12 protein-coding genes are annotated in these 15,580 nt (G+C 48.3%); 1 reads left to right on the forward strand and 11 read right to left on the reverse strand.

Going from position 1 to position 15,580, the window contains the following annotated elements:
* Positions 1-101: 101 nt before the first annotated feature.
* From BN2373_RS01605 to BN2373_RS01640, 8 genes are all read right to left on the reverse strand, one after another.
* Positions 102-4,409 (reverse strand): Cna B-type domain-containing protein, encoded by a 4,308-nt coding sequence (locus BN2373_RS01605; RefSeq protein ID WP_053942450.1) that lies wholly within the window; start codon positions 4,407-4,409, stop codon positions 102-104.
* An 81-nt stretch (positions 4,410-4,490) separates the two neighbouring features.
* Positions 4,491-5,426 carry a glycerophosphodiester phosphodiesterase gene (locus tag BN2373_RS01610; RefSeq protein WP_053942451.1) on the reverse strand — a complete coding sequence of 312 codons (936 nt, stop codon included), beginning with the start codon at positions 5,424-5,426 and terminating at the stop codon, positions 4,491-4,493.
* Positions 5,423-7,354, reverse strand: a complete 1,932-nt coding sequence (gene abc-f / locus BN2373_RS01615) for a ribosomal protection-like ABC-F family protein (protein ID WP_053942452.1) — start codon at positions 7,352-7,354, stop codon at positions 5,423-5,425. The genes BN2373_RS01610 and abc-f overlap by 4 nt, the downstream gene beginning before the upstream one ends.
* 21 nt (positions 7,355-7,375) lie before the next feature.
* A complete protein-coding gene (locus BN2373_RS01620; protein ID WP_053942453.1) occupies positions 7,376-8,014 on the reverse strand; it encodes a redox-sensing transcriptional repressor Rex in 639 nt (212 codons plus the stop codon).
* Positions 8,011-8,478, reverse strand: a complete 468-nt coding sequence (locus BN2373_RS01625) for a hypothetical protein (protein ID WP_053942454.1) — start codon at positions 8,476-8,478, stop codon at positions 8,011-8,013. The genes BN2373_RS01620 and BN2373_RS01625 overlap by 4 nt, the downstream gene beginning before the upstream one ends.
* 25 nt (positions 8,479-8,503) lie before the next feature.
* On the reverse strand, positions 8,504-9,985 hold the full coding sequence (cls, locus tag BN2373_RS01630; protein ID WP_053942455.1) for a cardiolipin synthase: 1,482 nt from the start codon (positions 9,983-9,985) through the stop codon (positions 8,504-8,506).
* A 20-nt stretch (positions 9,986-10,005) separates the two neighbouring features.
* On the reverse strand, positions 10,006-11,829 hold the full coding sequence (gene typA, locus BN2373_RS01635) for a translational GTPase TypA (protein ID WP_053942456.1): 1,824 nt from the start codon (positions 11,827-11,829) through the stop codon (positions 10,006-10,008).
* A 143-nt stretch (positions 11,830-11,972) separates the two neighbouring features.
* Positions 11,973-12,368: an ATP-binding protein gene (locus BN2373_RS01640; RefSeq protein WP_053942457.1), complete on the reverse strand. Its 396-nt coding sequence runs from the start codon at positions 12,366-12,368 to the stop codon at positions 11,973-11,975.
* 296 nt (positions 12,369-12,664) lie between these two features.
* On the opposite strand from BN2373_RS01640, the gene rd reads away from it, so the two are divergent.
* Positions 12,665-12,826: a rubredoxin gene (gene rd, locus BN2373_RS07615; protein WP_074017939.1), complete on the forward strand. Its 162-nt coding sequence runs from the start codon at positions 12,665-12,667 to the stop codon at positions 12,824-12,826.
* Positions 12,827-12,901: 75 nt separating this feature from the next.
* Here rd and BN2373_RS01645 read toward each other — a convergent pair whose 3' ends face one another.
* Genes BN2373_RS01645 through yihA form a run of 3 tightly spaced genes read right to left on the reverse strand, consistent with a single transcriptional unit; the run spans position 12,902 to position 15,565 of the window.
* Entirely contained in the window at positions 12,902-13,624 is a 723-nt protein-coding gene (locus BN2373_RS01645; RefSeq protein WP_053942458.1) for a TVP38/TMEM64 family protein, read from the reverse strand.
* On the reverse strand, positions 13,621-14,940 hold the full coding sequence (locus tag BN2373_RS01650) for a glycosyltransferase (RefSeq protein WP_053942459.1): 1,320 nt from the start codon (positions 14,938-14,940) through the stop codon (positions 13,621-13,623). The genes BN2373_RS01645 and BN2373_RS01650 overlap by 4 nt, the downstream gene beginning before the upstream one ends.
* Before the next feature lie 16 nt (positions 14,941-14,956).
* Positions 14,957-15,565, reverse strand: coding sequence for a ribosome biogenesis GTP-binding protein YihA/YsxC (yihA, locus tag BN2373_RS01655; RefSeq protein ID WP_053942460.1), 609 nt, complete (start codon positions 15,563-15,565; stop codon positions 14,957-14,959).
* Positions 15,566-15,580 lie beyond the last annotated feature (15 nt).

The raw sequence follows: 15,580 nt of genomic DNA on the forward strand, positions 1-15,580 counted from the left end.
CCCTTTGACTGATAATTCTCTAAAAAAAAGGACCGGGTCCCCTTGACTCGGTCAGGGAAACCCGGTTCTTTTCTATGACTTACACTCTAAGGAAAAAGAAATTAGCTTCTTTTGCCCTTTTTATACCACTTTCTTATTGAAGCCAACATGGCCAGGGCCAGTACAGATAGACCCGACCAGACGTAGAGGCTAGTATTGTCGCCGGTTGGGGGCGACTTATGGGGCTTGGTCGGCTTCTTGGGTTCTTCCGGCTTCTTGGGTTTTTCCGGCTTCTCCGGTTCTTCTGGCTTCTCCGGTTCTTCCGGTTTCTCCGGGATAGGGGGCTTATAGGCATTCTTCACAATAAATCCGGTAGAAGCATCTCCGGTGATCGTCACCTCATACCTTTTGCCTAAATCCACTTCCTTGACGGTATAAACAATCTGTCGGCCGGACTTCTCTTTCTCCAAACCGGTGAAGGTCCCGGTCCAGTTATCCTCAGCGGTCAAGGTCAATGTTTTACCGGTATCTTGACCGTCCGCAAAGAGCCGGATCGTAACCGTCTTGGGCCGGTTGCCGTCATGATTATCTCCATCATCCCAGACCTTGGTTACCTGGACGCTGGTCTTATCCGGTGTATAGGTGTTCGTCACATCGTATTTCGAATAGCTTGCACTGTAACTCGGGACAGCATTTTCGCTAACCGTGTATTGAACTTCTTTACCATTTTCATACTTGGGCAGGTCGGTAAAAGTCCACTTCCATTCTTCATTGGCAGAGACCTTTTTCGAGAGGAGCTCCTGGCCATTCTTCAGTAAGCGGATGGTAATGGAAGTCGGGCGTTTCCCGTAGCGATTACTCTGATCATCCCAAGTCTTGGACCCGGAAATTTCGATCGTTTCATAGGTGTTGACCATCTTTATGGTTCCTGACTGGCCGGAAACACTGTCCTTTGATTCGCTCTTATAGGGAATGGTGTTATCTTCATCAAAGATTTCCCGGGCGGTGTAAACATAGAGCTCACCTTTATCATTGGCCTTTGGCAGGTTCTCAAAGATGGTTGACCAATTTCCCTTTTTATCTGCCTTAACCAGGTTAAAGCCAATATAAATAGGCTCTTCCTTGCTACCTTCGACCTGTCTATATAGCCCGATCATCACCGATTCAGGACGTTTTTTGGCCTTGTCTTCATTATCCTTCCAGGTTTTATTAACAGTGACATCGATGGTGTCCTTTTTCCCAATAATAACATCACCATTGGATCCGATTCCGCCACCATTTGCACCGGCGTAATTACCGGTGATAATCACCTTAGCAAGATCTCTAACGGTTTTTTCATCTTCTCCTGGCCCTTGGCTATTCAAATTCAACATGGCATTACGAAGAACCCCATGCAGATAGCTGAGAGGTGCTTCTTTTCCATCGTCGAAGGTCCAGTGGTAGGGAACTCCCCCTAACATCGATTCCGAAATCTCATATTTGGGGCTCCAGTTAATTCCACCCCAGAGTATGGTGGCATCAATATGAAGGTCCTTACCTGATTCATCGGCATCATTGCCAAAGATAGCTGCACCTTCATTCACATAAATCTCGGTATTGGAAGAGGGACAAGCCGCATAACCACCGCCGCTATCTCCTGCGCTATTGTCAGTGATAAGGGCGTTTGTTATAAATAATTTTCCTGAAGCATAACCCTTTCTGTTATGACCTCCATTAACATAGATGCCACCCCCACTGAAAATGCCGCCTAATGCCTTATTCCCCTTAAAAAGCCCGGCTTTAATATTTGCTCTGGCGTAGCCTTCTTTATAGTTGGAGCCCTGAATAAACAGACCCCCACCCGAACTTCTTGCCGTGTTTTCCAGGAGCGATCCACCGGTCATCTCTAATTCGGAGTATCCTCCGTTGTTGACTACATTGGGGGTCCCCAGCGAGATACCACCCCCCTGCTTCTCGGATGTGTTCTTGGAGATTTCGCCACCACTGAGGACCAACTTGGTTTGGTACCAGGTGGCGATACCACCACCTGCCGCAGTATAACCGTCGCTATTGACCGCATGGTTGTCCGTAATTATTCCGTCCCGAATGATAATTTGTGTTCCCGCAGAAGAAGTATCTTCAGAAGAAAGATTCTTTCCTTGAGAAAAGATTCCCCCTCCCCAGACGGCTTCATTGCCGGAAATCCTACCCCCATCGAGGGTAATGACTGCTTCGTCCTTGGCAAAAACCGCTCCACCGGTTGCAGATGGATAAGGGTACCCCTTGCCTTCGTCAACCAAGCGGTTGTTCTGTAAGGCACCACCATTCCCTATCGTTAATTTTCCACCATTAACGAAGACCAGTGAACCATGGACAGGATCGACTTTATTATTTCCGTCAATGGTCATGTTTTCCAGGGTCAAGTCTCCCGTAGAGGTAACCTCAACCAAGTAGCCGGAAAAGCTCGGTTCCCTGTAGAAGGTGATCTTATCAGGATTGGTAAGCTCCCATTTTTCTTTACCTTCAACCTTGACGGTATTCATCATATAGACGATAACATGCGGATTATCTTTTGCTAATTCCTCCGCAACTTCCTTGGCTCGTGCAAAAGTTTTTACCGCCTTGTCCTTGCTTTCTCCTTGATTCTCATCCGATCCATTTTGTCCATCCCAATAGATGGCAGAAGCGATCTCTTTATGGACGACCAGGTCCCCAATATTTTCATTATTGGGATCCGGTTTGAACACTACCCTGACCATGGGGTTGGTCACCCCTTTAAGAGAGAGCTTCTTCACCAAATCCGGACTGGCGCCATGGGCGATCACAAAGTCAGTAACTTCCGTTTTCTCATCATTAAGAGCCTCTTTTTCTTTCGCTAGCGAAAACTTCAAAGTCCCATCTTTGCCCGTATACTTAAAATTCGGCCCAAAATTGATGGGCATGGTTTTTCCATCATTAAGTTCATCATCACTCACCAAAGAAAGGCGGTCATGGCTGCCATCAATGATCGTTTTCTGATTATGCCAAATATCATCAGTGACACGAACCCTGTCCCCTATGTGAAGGATTTGGTTCATATCATAAACAAAGGGAGAACCTCCAAGCTCCACAATCTTCGGATCAGTATTAATCAAAGAAAAATCAGCCTTATCGCCCCGAATGCCGAAGGGCCACCAATTGCCGGAAGTAATATCCCGACCATTGAAATCGATGGTGACCTTATCATCGATATACATGGTATCCGGCACATGAACCGGTATAGGTTCCCCTGCTTCATTGGTATTGATCAGTTTAATGGTTTCTCCGGGCTGGGCAGCTTCAATGGCATCAGAAAGTGTTTTATACTTCTTTCCATTAATTTCAGCTTCAAATGTAGGCTTCTTATAAACAACCGTTCCCTTTTCATCCACGACATAATCAGAAAAATCCTTGCTGGGGTCGGTGGGGTCCTTCATTTTTGTGACATCAACCCCCCTGCAATTTTCTCCTAAATCGTTCATTCCCCCAGCCGTGTTCTTATTATTATAAATGGCACTATTATTCAAGATGAGCTCAGAAACATTAACTCCGGCCACAGCATATTGAAAAGTGTTGATATTATTCTTTACCACAGTATTGGTAAGGGTATAGTTATCTCCTCCAACGATGGATAAGTTGTATGATTCATTCTCCTCAATCCGACAATGAATATACTCCCCATCTGCATAAAGAATTCCCTGGGCCTTATTTTTCAGGAAAGTACAATCTTTAAATACTTTTTTCCCTCGACCACCAATGGCCACTAAGCGATTATCACCTTCCGGGGTATTGTTATCGAAGTGACAGTTGGTGAAGGTCAGATTATCCTTTGTCCCGCCATTAATGGCGTGCGCTTGGTTCCCACTGATGGTCAGATTATTTATCTCCAAATCCTGACTAATCCCTGAATAATTAGCTATGGAAATGGCATAACCCGGTCCGGTGGTTCCGGAGATGGTCAAATCCTCCAGGTTAAAGCCTCCTCTGTCAGCTTTGATGGCCCCGGCTTGGCTCGTAAATCTTGTCTTTCCACCGACAATCTCTCCGTTTTTCACGGTCACTGTGACCTTTTTTATGGTAATAGCCGGCTTGATTTCTGTACCGGAAGAAGCTGAAGTCAGTTTATGGTCTCCTAAATCAATCGTGAGGGCCTTTTCAATGGTGACAGACTCTGTCCGGTCCACAAGCAGCTGAACTGTATCCCCTTCCCCTGCTTCATTAATAGCTTCCTGCAATGAAGGGTAAGACTTTCCATTGACCGAAGCAACATCTCCATCATTTCCTGATTTAGCTAATACATTTTTTCCCTTACCGGACATAGGCGATGTTTCTGCCAGGACGTCAGGGGTGAAACCCGGAACAATGAGTCCGATAACCAAGGAAAGAACTAAGAAAAGAGACAAGAATCGCTTGGTTTTTTGCACTTCTTTCATAATAAAACCTCCTTTTATCAAAAAAAACGACAATTTACGCTTATATCACTACATATACAGGATTGTATATTGACACGTCTACTACAAAATACTCTCCAAAAGCTTCATCACCAAAAAGGCGGCCAGGGCGGACAATCCCACGGATACTGCCATGGAAATGAGGATACCAACGAAGCCCCCTTTGGCCTTTTCCTTCTTTTTCCGCCCCAGAGGAAAACGCGTCTTTTCCTTCCCGATCTCTTCATGGTCCTGGTGGTCGGGGAGGAGGGAAGCCCGTTTCAGGGTTTCCTTATCGTAAGGATTCTTTTCATTCAAAGCTTCTCGCATCCCTTCAACATCTCGGGTTAAAATTCCCTGAATGTCAAAGGTCTCCAAACGGCGAAGAGAAGAAAGGCGGTTGACGGAAAAAGGCCAAACCTCCAAGCCTATTCCTCTTGCCTGATTGATCAGCCCCTCCGTGACTAAAATTCGGTTAGGAAGGATGGCTTCCAACTTCAGTGGGGCGATCTCTTCAAAAAAGCTCTCCTCCAAATTATCGACTATCATGGCCAGGCGAACATCCTGGTGAAGATCGCGGAGGATCTGCATCGAGGATACCCGGGTAGAGGCCAGGATAACCCGGTCTAGTAAGTCGAGCTTTTCGACCAAGTCTAAAACCGCTTCCTCCATGCCGGGATAGAGAAAGTGGTTATTCTTCATATGGATGATAGTAGTGTGGGGAAGATCTTTTGCCCATTCCAGATATTCCTTCAAAGACGGAATATGAAGGTCAATCCGATCTCGATAATGCTTAAATGAATAGGACTGGAGCTCTTCTAAAGTATGGTGGCGGACGAAACCCACCCCTTCAATCATCCGGGATTCCGAGTCGTCATGGAAAACAACCAATTCCTTATCCCTGGAAAAGTGAACATCCAGTTGGATAGCGGAAGCCCCTTCCAGGATGGCCTCCCGGAAGGCCGGCATGGTATTTTCCGGTGCATTCTTATCCACACCGCGGTAGGCAATTATTCTCATTCCTCTTCCTCTCCTTCCAGTTCCATGGATAGGGCCAGCCACATATCGCTTGCCTCTTCGATCTTTTTCTGAATTGTCTCCAGCTGGTCGTGGATGACCATGGCTTCTTCATAGTCTTCGTAAATGGCGGGATCAAGGGCTTTAGCCTGAAATTCCTGTTCCTGGCTCTCCAATTCACGGATCTTCCGATCTAAATCCTGAACACGGGCACGAGCCTTTCGAAACTCTTCTTTTTTCATTCGTTTCTTTTTTTTGATCTTTTTGACCTGAGTCCGGGTCAATCCCTCCTCGGCCTGGTCATCCCCGTCAACCTCCTGGCCGGCGATAAAGTCATCATAGTTGCCCAGACCGGTCGCCATGCCTTCCGGTGTCAGATGGAAGATGTGGTCGCAAACGTGGTTGAGGAAATAGCGGTCATGGGAGATGACCAGGACCGTCCCCTCATAATCAATCAGGGCCTCCTCTAGAATCTCCCGACTTTCGATATCCAGGTGGTTCGTGGGCTCATCCAAAAGAAGGAGATTGGCATTGGAAAGCATGAGTTTGAGAAGGGCAAGGCGGGATTTTTCTCCCCCTGACAAATCCCCGACTACCTGGAAGATGTCATCGCCAACAAACTGAAATTTTGCCAAATTGGAACGAACCCGGTAATGGTCCATCTGGGGATAAGCATCCCAAAACTCATCGATGACCGTTTTCTCATCATCCAGGTTAGCCTGTTCCTGGTCAAAATAAGCCAACTTTACCGCTGATCCGAAGCTGACCACTCCCTCATCTTCATCCATTTTACCGAGAAGGATCCGGAAAAGCGTGGTCTTTCCCACTCCATTTTCCCCAACCAGGCCCACCTTCCACCCCTTACCCAGGTAAAAGCTAACCCCTTCAAAAAGAGGACGACCATCAAAAGACTTGGTCAGACCCTCCACCTCAAGGACATCCTTTCCTGATTCATAACGGGGGGTGAGCTTGAAGCGCATATGGGGATCCTGGTCCGGGGGAGCCTCCACGAGAACCATCTTATCCAATAGCTTTTGCCGGGAACGGGATTGGGCAATCCCTCGCTTGCGGAGAGATCCGCCCTGTTTGGACAAGCGGTCAATGATTTCTTTCTGGCGGGCAATCTCCGCCTGTTGGTTTTCATAGGCATGGCGGAGAACCTCAAGGTCTTTCGCCCGCCGCCGAGTGTAATCCCGGTAGCCGCAGTTATAGGCATAGAGCTTGCCCTTTTCAAGGAGAAAGATCCGTTGGGAGATCCGGTCCAAAAAATATCGGTCGTGGGAAATGAGAAGGACGGCTCCCTTGAAATCCACCAGAAAAGATTCCAAAAAACGGATGGCCTGGATGTCCAGGTGGTTGGTGGGTTCGTCTAAAAGAAGCATATCCGGACGGCCGGACAGCATCCGGGCAAGCTCCAGACGGGACTTCTCCCCACCCGACAGAACATTGACCGGATCGTCAAACCGATCCTCTTCAAAGCCCATACCTTTGAGGATCCCCCGAATTTCGGAGACGTAGGACAGACCCCCTTCTTCTTCAAAGCGTTCAGTCAGAACCTGATAAGAGGACATGACCCGGGAAAGATCCTCCTTGGTCAGATCCTTTCCCATCTCCTTTTCCAGGTCGCGGAGTTTTTCTTCTACCTGAAAGGCCCGCCAATAAGCCTTTTTGCATTCCTCAAAGAGGGAATTGTCCGATTCAATATGGACATTCTGGGCAAGGTAACCCAATCGGAGGTCCCCTTTCATGGAGATCTTTCCGAAATCAGGCTCTTCTTGTCCGGTCAGGAGACGAAAAAGCGTGGTCTTCCCCACCCCGTTTCCGCCGATGATCCCAATCTTATCCCCCTGGTTAACCTGAAAGGAAAGCCCCTTCAAAACGGGCTTGATCCCATAGGATTTATTCAGCTCTTGTACACTTAGTACTGCCATAACCGGTGAAGTCCTTTATTTTTACGCCCCCTGGTAGTCGTCCGGGTGGTGGATATAATAGGTGAGAGTATGGAGGGATTCCTCCAGATAGACATTTTCTAAAACCACGCCTTCCTTCAAACGAATATCGTAGAGGGCGAAGTTCCAAATTCCTTTGATGCCCGCTTCGCTTGCCCGGTCGGCAATTTCCTGAGCAACGCGGGAGGGAGTGGTGATGGTGATAATGTCCAGGCCTTCTTTTTGGATAATGAACTCTAGCAGGTCGACGGAGTGGATGACCCGTCCACCGAACTTGGTCCCCACTTTTTCCGGATCCGCATCAAAAAGGGCCTTGAGCTTATAGTTGGTGTCTGAAAAAAGTGTGGAGTTGGCAATAGCCTCGCCCAAGTGTCCGATGCCCACGATGCCGACTTTTTGTCCGGATTCCACTCCGATGATCTTTCCCACCTGTTCCCGGAGGCTTTCAACCCGGTAGCCAAAGCCCTGCTGACCGAAGCCACCGAAGTGGTTAAGATCCTGACGGATCTGGGAGGCGGTAAAGCCGGTAATTTCGCTCAAAGCGGCGGAAGAGACCCGCTCCTCCCCCTTGTTCGCAAGGATCGTGAGATAGCGGTAATATTTCGGCAAGCGACGGACAACCGCCTTGGATATTTTTTTCATAGGGACTCCTTCCCAGGCTCGTCCTCCCGGAAAAAGAAGAAGTGGACCAGGTGGAGAAAGAAAACAAGAATGCCCAACAACAGAGAAAGAGAAGTTAAGAAGGTCATGGTGGAGTTGGACAGGATCTTCTGGTAGATGGCCGGATCGATGAAAAGTCCTTGGAAGATGAAGATGACCGGAAGAATTCCTCCGCAAAAATAGGCCGCCTCAATGATCCCCAGAATCACCTGAAAACCATCACTGTTGGGATCCAGGAAGATCGCCAGTCCATGGATTGCGGAAAGGGCTAAAGCAAGGACCTGGAGAACATAGGAAATCCGCTCCATAGTGATAAAAAGCCTGGGATCTTTCATGACTCCCGAGGAAAGAGTGTAGTCAAGTGCAAGAGAGAAAAGGATATGGACAGCGACAAAGACAAAAGTAAGACTGCCGATTCCTTTCGTGGATTTTTTCATCCGATTCATAGATAACCCCTTTCTTTTCCCATCCTTAAAGGATAGGGGCAAAAAGCCGGCAAATTGGGCTTAGGATCTTATATTTGAGAGGCATGGTTTTCCACCATTCCCTGGTCAGGAGGGTGGATTTTTTGATGTCCTCGTCAAAAGCCCGGCGGAGGGTCTGGTTGACCTCAGCAGAATAGACAATTTCAGAAGCTTCAAAGTTCAAAGAGAAGGAACGCTCATCAATATTGGCGGATCCCACCATGGAGAAAACATCATCAACGATGAGAACCTTGGAATGGAGAAAGCCGTTATCGTACCGGTAGATGTTTGCCCCGTCTTTGGCAATGGCTTTCGTAAAAGACAGGGTAGCCGGATAGACAACGGGATGGTCAGGTTTGTTGGGGATCATGATGTTGACTTCCACCCCCTGCTGGAGAGCGATGGTCAGGGCTTCCTGGAAGGAGGAGTCCGGTATGTAATAGGGGGTATGGATGTCAATCCGTTTATCGGCCTGGTTGATCATTTTGATCATGGAGAGTTTGATGTTCTTCATCTGGGTATCCGGACCGGATGCCACCATTTGACAAAGGGTAGACCCCTTGCCCTGAATCGGACGAAAATCAGGCTCTTCACCCGGATCCCTTCCGGTCGCATAGTACCAATCCTGGATAAAGCGGATTTTGATGGGATGGGCAGCTGATCCATGAATTCGTAAATGGGTATCCCTCCAATAACCAAACCGGTCTTCCAACCCCAAATATTCATCGCCGACATTAAAGCCGCCGATGTAGGCCACTTCATCGTCAATAATGGCAATCTTCCGGTGGTTCCGATAGTTCATTCGCAGGTTGATGATCCGGAGAAAGGAGGGGAAGAAAATCCCCACCTCTATGCCGGCATCCTCCATCCGGCGAACATCCCGCTTGGAAAGGAAGCGACAACCGATCCCGTCAGAGAGCAGACGAACGCGAACTCCCCGTCCCGCTGCCTGAACCAGGTGGTTAATCAGGCGGGAACCCAAGCCATCCGACTTGAAAATATAGTACTGGACTTCAATCGTATGTTGGGCAGCGTCAATGTCTTCAATGAGAGCATCAAATTTTTCTTTGCCATCGGTAAAGACGCGGACATCATTATCTGCAGAAATAACGGACCGGTTGAGTTTGAGATTTAAGGTAGCAAGCTCGCCTACCTCTCCCATGGTCGCCCGCTCCTCGTAATCCTCAAAAATATCCGGCAGGTCAACCAGCATCCGCTCCTGAACCTTGGTCTCCTCTCGAATTGCCCGGTCCTGCTCGCCCTTGATCCGGAACATATTGGTTCGACGGGTGTCCTGGCCGAGGAGAAGGTAAGGGAAAAAACCCACAATCGGGAGAAGGGTTAAGACTAAAATCCACATGAGGGTGGAACGTGCCGGCCTTTCCCTTCCCCAATAAATCACGATCAGAACCAGGATTAAATTAATCCACCAGTAATTTTGAGAAATGGATTGATAGATTGATTGGAAAATGCGAATGAAAAGGCCCATGCCCAGTCCCTCCGGGAATCTTATGAATATTTCTTGGATTTATAGCGTTTATTGGTGTCCAGGATGGACTTGCGAAGGCGGAGAGCATCCGGAGTCACCTCAATGAGCTCATCTTCTTCAACAAATTCCATCATCTGCTCCAGGCTGAGTTTGACGGGTGGAGAAAGTTTGAGGGCTTCATCCGAGGCCGCTGACCGGATGTTGGTCAGGGCTTTTTTCTTGCAAACATTGACCTCGATATCCAAACCCTTGGGGTTGGATCCCACGACCTGACCCTCATATACCTCGGTGCCGGGTTCGATAAAGAGTTGACCTCGGTCCTGAGCAGCAAAGAGGCCATAACCGGTGGCTTCCCCGGTTTCAAAAGCAATCAGGGATCCGGTTGGCCGCCGAGGAATTTCTCCTTTGTATGGTGCATACTCCAAAAACTCATTGTTGAGAACCCCGGTTCCCCGGGTGTCCGTCAGGAGTTGCTGACGGTAACCGATTAAGCCCCGGGCAGGAATGTTGAAGATGAGCCGGGTATAACCGGATGGCGTTGTTCTAATCTCCTGGAGTTCCCCCTTGCGTCGGCCGAGTGCTTGAATAACCGCACCGGAGAATTCCTGGTCAATGTCCACGACTACCTCTTCAATCGGCTCTAATTTATGGCCCTTTTCATCGGTGCGAAAAAGAACTTCCGGTTTGGAGACTTGAAACTCATAGGATTCCCGACGCATTTTTTCAATCAGAACGGACAGGTGGAGTTCACCCCGTCCACTGACTTTGAAAGAGTCCGTCCCCTCTCCTTCCGCTACCCGAAGGGAGACATCCGTCTCCAACTCTTTGAATAGGCGGGCTCGGAGGTGACGAGAAGTAACGTACTTCCCGGACTGACCGGCAAAAGGAGAATCGTTGACCGAGAAAGTCATCTGGAGGGTGGGCTCAGAGATTTTAACAAAAGGCAGAGGGCTTGGATCTTCCGGGTCACATAGGGTATCCCCTACTTCAATTCCTTCCACACCGGAAACGGCGATGATGGATCCGACACCGGAAGTTTCGACAGGAACCCGCTTGAGCCCGTCAAATTCAAAAATCTTGGTAATTTTCACTTCCCGGTCCACCTCAGGGTTATTGTAATTCTTTATGGTGACGTGATCCCCGACCTTAACCTGACCCTGGCCGATCTTGCCGATCCCAATCCGCCCCACGTAGTCATTGTAGTCACAGGTGGAAATGAGGAGCTTGAAAGGACCTTCCTCGTCCCCTTCAGGGGCAGGGATGGATTCCAGGATCATGTCCATCATAGGGGCCATGTTGGTCCCTTTCTTGTCCTGGTCCCGACTTGCCCAGCCTTCCCGGGCAGACGCATAGATGATGGGTGAATCCAAGTAAGATTCGGGAGCGTCTACGGCAATAAAGAGGTCCAAAAGCTCATCCTTGACCTCATCCACACGGGCATCCGCCCGATCAACCTTATTAATGCAGAGGATGGCGGGCAAACCTAAGTCCACCGCCTTTCGGAGGACAAACTTAGTCTGAGGCATGGGGCCTTCAAAAGCATCCACCAACAAAATTACCCCGTCACACATTTTTAAGACCCGCTCTACTTCGCCGCCAAAGTCGGCATGTCCCGGAGTATCTATAATATTAATCTTCGTTCCTTTATAGTTGACCGCCGTATTTTTGGAAAGGATGGTGATTCCCCGCTCCCGTTCCAAATCTCCGGAGTCCATGACCCGGTCCTGGATCTCCTGATTCTGACGTATCGTTCCGGATACCCGGAGAAGTCCGTCCACCAAGGTGGTCTTCCCATGATCAACATGAGCGATGATTGCTACATTTCGTATATCTTGTCTTTTCATTCTTACTCCCTAGCTTTATTCCATGAAGGATCGACTTGACCGGATCCTTCTTATCCTATTAATTTTAACATAAATATGGCCCTGTTCCCGAGAAATCCCTATCCTGACAACATTGGCAGGGCATCTCTCCAGACATTCAGGGCCTATGAATGATGAAATTTATAAATACAGTGGACTTCACTCTTATTTAAGGTCAACTCCTCGACGAGAGCATCCACAATCATCAGCCCCCTTCCGGAAGCTTTCATATTCTTTGCAAAACAAGGACCATCCCAATTCACTCCGCTGCCTTCATCTTTCACGGAGATGGAAATCGCCTCGTCATCCGCCGCCACATCAATCGATACAATCTTGTCGGGATTGTTCCGATTACCATGCTCGCAGGCATTGATCATCAGCTCAGAGATCACCAGACGAATATCCTGAAGGCTTGACCGATCCATGCTTAGGTGGCGGTCAATCTCCTGAACAATCCGAAGGGTGTAGGAACAGATGGAGGAAATTTCGCTGGGAATAGTACCGGAATACCGATAGAGCACGAAAACCTCCTTTCTCTTCACCTCTATTGCCTGTGCCAAAGGTAAGTTTACCGATATATTCACGATCTACTCATTACTTGTTCAGTTTTGTTCCAAAGTTTTTATACCCTAGGGAATCCGGAAATAATCAATAGGCTGGTCAGAATGCGACTGTAAAGCGGTTTTGCCATCAAAAAAAAGGAATCATGAGGAAAAACCTCCCATTTTATGGTTTGGATTAGTCAGACTATGGTATATAATTACTGTACGTCATCGATTTCCCGGGAGCGTCCGGGAAAAACTCAAGGAGGAATAACATGAAAAAGTATGAATGCAACGCTTGTGGCTATATCTATGATCCTGAAAAAGGTGACCCCAGCAACGACATTGCTGCCGGAACTCCCTTCGAAAAGCTTCCTGAAGATTGGGTTTGCCCCGTCTGCGGTGCTGACAAAGATCAGTTTGAGGTCGTTGAATAATCCATCTTCACTTTAACCATAAAGAACCCGGTTGGAGCAGAATATCTGCTTCAACCGGGTTCTTTTTTTACAAGGCTAGAGATCTTCCAGAAAATGCATCCCTTTTTGAATTCCCCAATCCAAAAAGAAAGAGTAGGTCAGAATGGAGGGGATTTTTGCCCAAAGGAGATGGACGAAAAAATAAGAAAATCGCATCTGAGATAGGCCGGCCAACATACAAATAAAATCATCCGGGGCAAAAGGAAGGAGTATGATGACGACAAAGGCCAAATTGACCTTTTTTTCATGATTTTCCATCCACCGGGTGTATTTCAGATAGCTTTCCTCCTTGACCATGGAACGGACAAAGACCGTTCCAAATAGTCGAGCAAGCCAAAAATCACCGATGGACCCCAGGATAATCCCCACGTAATTATAGAGAAAACCCCGGAGAGGGCCGAAAAGATAGACCCCGATAACCAAGGTAAGTCCTCCGGGAATGATGGGAACAATGCACTGAAGGATCTGGATAAGGATAAAGACGATAGGTCCCCAAATTCCAAAGCCACGGATGAAGTCGACCATGACTTTTTTGTTCGTAAAAAGTCCGGCTCGATAGGCCAAAAAACCCACCAAGGTCGTCAAAACCAGGCCGAAAATGGTAATCGCCTGAATAACTCGCCGGTTGCCTTGAATGGTTTTCTCCGACAAGGCATCTTCCATAGTGTTCAGTCGATTTTCGATCCGGGTCAGCCTTCCCCTCTTCTCTCCACCCTCGTGATCCTGTTTTCTTGTTTGGTCGTCAGAAGAACCGCTCATTTTATTGACCTCTTCTTCGCCCCTTTTTTCGCCTTCTTCCTGTAGCTTGCCCGGGACCACTTTGCCCGGATAATATCATAGAATTTTCCGTAATCAGACCGATCGGTGAAGAGGGTAAATTGGTCAGTCAGTTTCTTGACCATCCGTTCTCTTTCGAGTTGGTTATCTCCGGGTGTCTCCAAAACCCGTTCATAAAGGGCACTGACCCGGTCACCAAAACATTCCGTTCCAAAGGCCTTTCGGCTGTCCCAGGCTGCCCGGCTCATTACCGCTAAACGGTCAGGATCATCCACCAGGCTCTTCATCCGGTCCACCGCCTGTTCTGTGGTATCAAAGATAAAGCCATCAACCCCCTCCCGGATGACTTCAACCGGAGCATCATCCCTTCTGGCAATGACCGGACGGCCATTGGCCAAGGCTTCAATATAAGTCAGACCCTGGGTCTCAGAAACGGAGGCAGAAATAAAGAAACGGAAAAGCCGGTAATATTTACCGACAACATCAGGAGAGACCATGCCTGTGAATCGAACTCTATCCCTGATTCCAAGAGAGTCAACTTGGTTTTCCAAATGCTTGCGGTACTTGCCGTCCCCCACTAAAACCAGGTAAACATCAGGTCTCTCTTCCAAGAGTTTATGATGAGCCCGGAGAACTTCGTCCAAATTCTTTTCCTCCGCCAGGCGACCCAGGGAACCATAAATAAAGGCATCCTCAGGTATATCCAGACTACGGGCCATGGCCCGCCTTTCTTCATCGGGCAGGCTGACATCATATTTGGAAAGATCAATTCCCGTGGGGATAACCACCACGTGGTCGGCTACCCCCTTTTGAAAGAGGATGCGTTTGGTTTTTCGGGTGGGGGCGATGATAACATCAGCTGTACGTAGCCGGACTTTCATGACCGGAGCAATGAGATCCCGCATTACCTGCCCAGGTAGGACATATTGGACATAGTGCTCATAGAGGGTGTGGTAGGTGTGGACGATGGGGGCCTTGCAACGACGGGCAATGCGTTCAACAAAAGAATAAGTGAAGAACTCGCATTGGGAATGGATAATATCCGGACACCAATCGCAGACCTCCTCCAGGAGGTCGCTGTTAATCATCAAGGAAGCCCGAACATCCGGATAAATGTTTAAGGGCAGAGAACCAACATAATAAATGTTCCCTGACGAATAAGAGCGATGGGAGGATGAAAGACAGAGAAGGCGGACATCATGCCCCTTCTTTTCCAGTTCCTTCATCAAATTGAGCACAGAAACAATGACCCCATTTACTTGAGAGGGATTCAAATCGGAAGTCAGGAGGATTTTCATAACCTTCTCCTTTTACTTATTGGGAATCGGGTAATGTGGACCGGTCTAAAATCCGGTCAATCCGTGACCAGGCCTCCCGAACTCCCGATCCTTCAATAGAAGAGAAAGGGATAAAGAGAGACTGATCCGGAATTTCAAGGGTTCGAATGAGAAGCGACCGGGCCTGGTCTCTTTTGTTTTTCGAAAGCTTATCCGCTTTCGTTCCGATGACGGTTCCGGAAAATTGGCCATCCAGAATCCAATCATACATTTCCCGATCCATGAGGTTGGGTTCATGACGGATGTCTACCAGGAGGAAGACATCCACCAGGTTATCCCGGTCCGCCAGGTAGTCATTAATAAACTTTGCCCAGGATGCCCGGTCTTTTTTTGACACTCGGGCATAGCCATAACCGGGCAGGTCCACCAAGCGGAAAACCCCGTTGATATTGTAGAAGTTGATCGTCCGCGTTTTCCCCGGAGAAGACGAAGTATAGGCTAATTTTTTTCGCTTACAGAGGGCGTTAATGAAGCTGGACTTACCCACATTGGACCGGCCCACCATGGCGATTTCCGGCAGGGGGTCAGTGGGCCATCCCTCCGGTGTCTGGGCCATAGCCTCCAGGCAAGCATCTTTTACCTTCATAGGCCCTCCTTTCTA

The organism is Kallipyga gabonensis, assembly GCF_001286805.1.
GTDB classification, from domain to species: Bacteria; Bacillota; Clostridia; order Tissierellales; family Peptoniphilaceae; genus Kallipyga; species Kallipyga gabonensis.

Coding starts and splice junctions, on each gene's coding strand:
- BN2373_RS01605 (WP_053942450.1), bottom strand. CDS start 4,409: ATGAAAGAAGTGCAAAAAACCAAGCGATTCTTGTCTCTTTTCTTAGTT.
- BN2373_RS01610 (WP_053942451.1), bottom strand. CDS start 5,426: ATGAGAATAATTGCCTACCGCGGTGTGGATAAGAATGCACCGGAAAAT.
- abc-f (WP_053942452.1), bottom strand. CDS start 7,354: ATGGCAGTACTAAGTGTACAAGAGCTGAATAAATCCTATGGGATCAAG.
- BN2373_RS01620 (WP_053942453.1), bottom strand. CDS start 8,014: ATGAAAAAAATATCCAAGGCGGTTGTCCGTCGCTTGCCGAAATATTAC.
- BN2373_RS01625 (WP_053942454.1), bottom strand. CDS start 8,478: ATGAATCGGATGAAAAAATCCACGAAAGGAATCGGCAGTCTTACTTTT.
- cls (WP_053942455.1), bottom strand. CDS start 9,985: ATGGGCCTTTTCATTCGCATTTTCCAATCAATCTATCAATCCATTTCT.
- typA (WP_053942456.1), bottom strand. CDS start 11,829: ATGAAAAGACAAGATATACGAAATGTAGCAATCATCGCTCATGTTGAT.
- rd (WP_074017939.1), top strand. CDS start 12,665: ATGAAAAAGTATGAATGCAACGCTTGTGGCTATATCTATGATCCTGAA.
- BN2373_RS01645 (WP_053942458.1), bottom strand. CDS start 13,624: ATGAGCGGTTCTTCTGACGACCAAACAAGAAAACAGGATCACGAGGGT.
- BN2373_RS01650 (WP_053942459.1), bottom strand. CDS start 14,940: ATGAAAATCCTCCTGACTTCCGATTTGAATCCCTCTCAAGTAAATGGG.
- yihA (WP_053942460.1), bottom strand. CDS start 15,565: ATGAAGGTAAAAGATGCTTGCCTGGAGGCTATGGCCCAGACACCGGAG.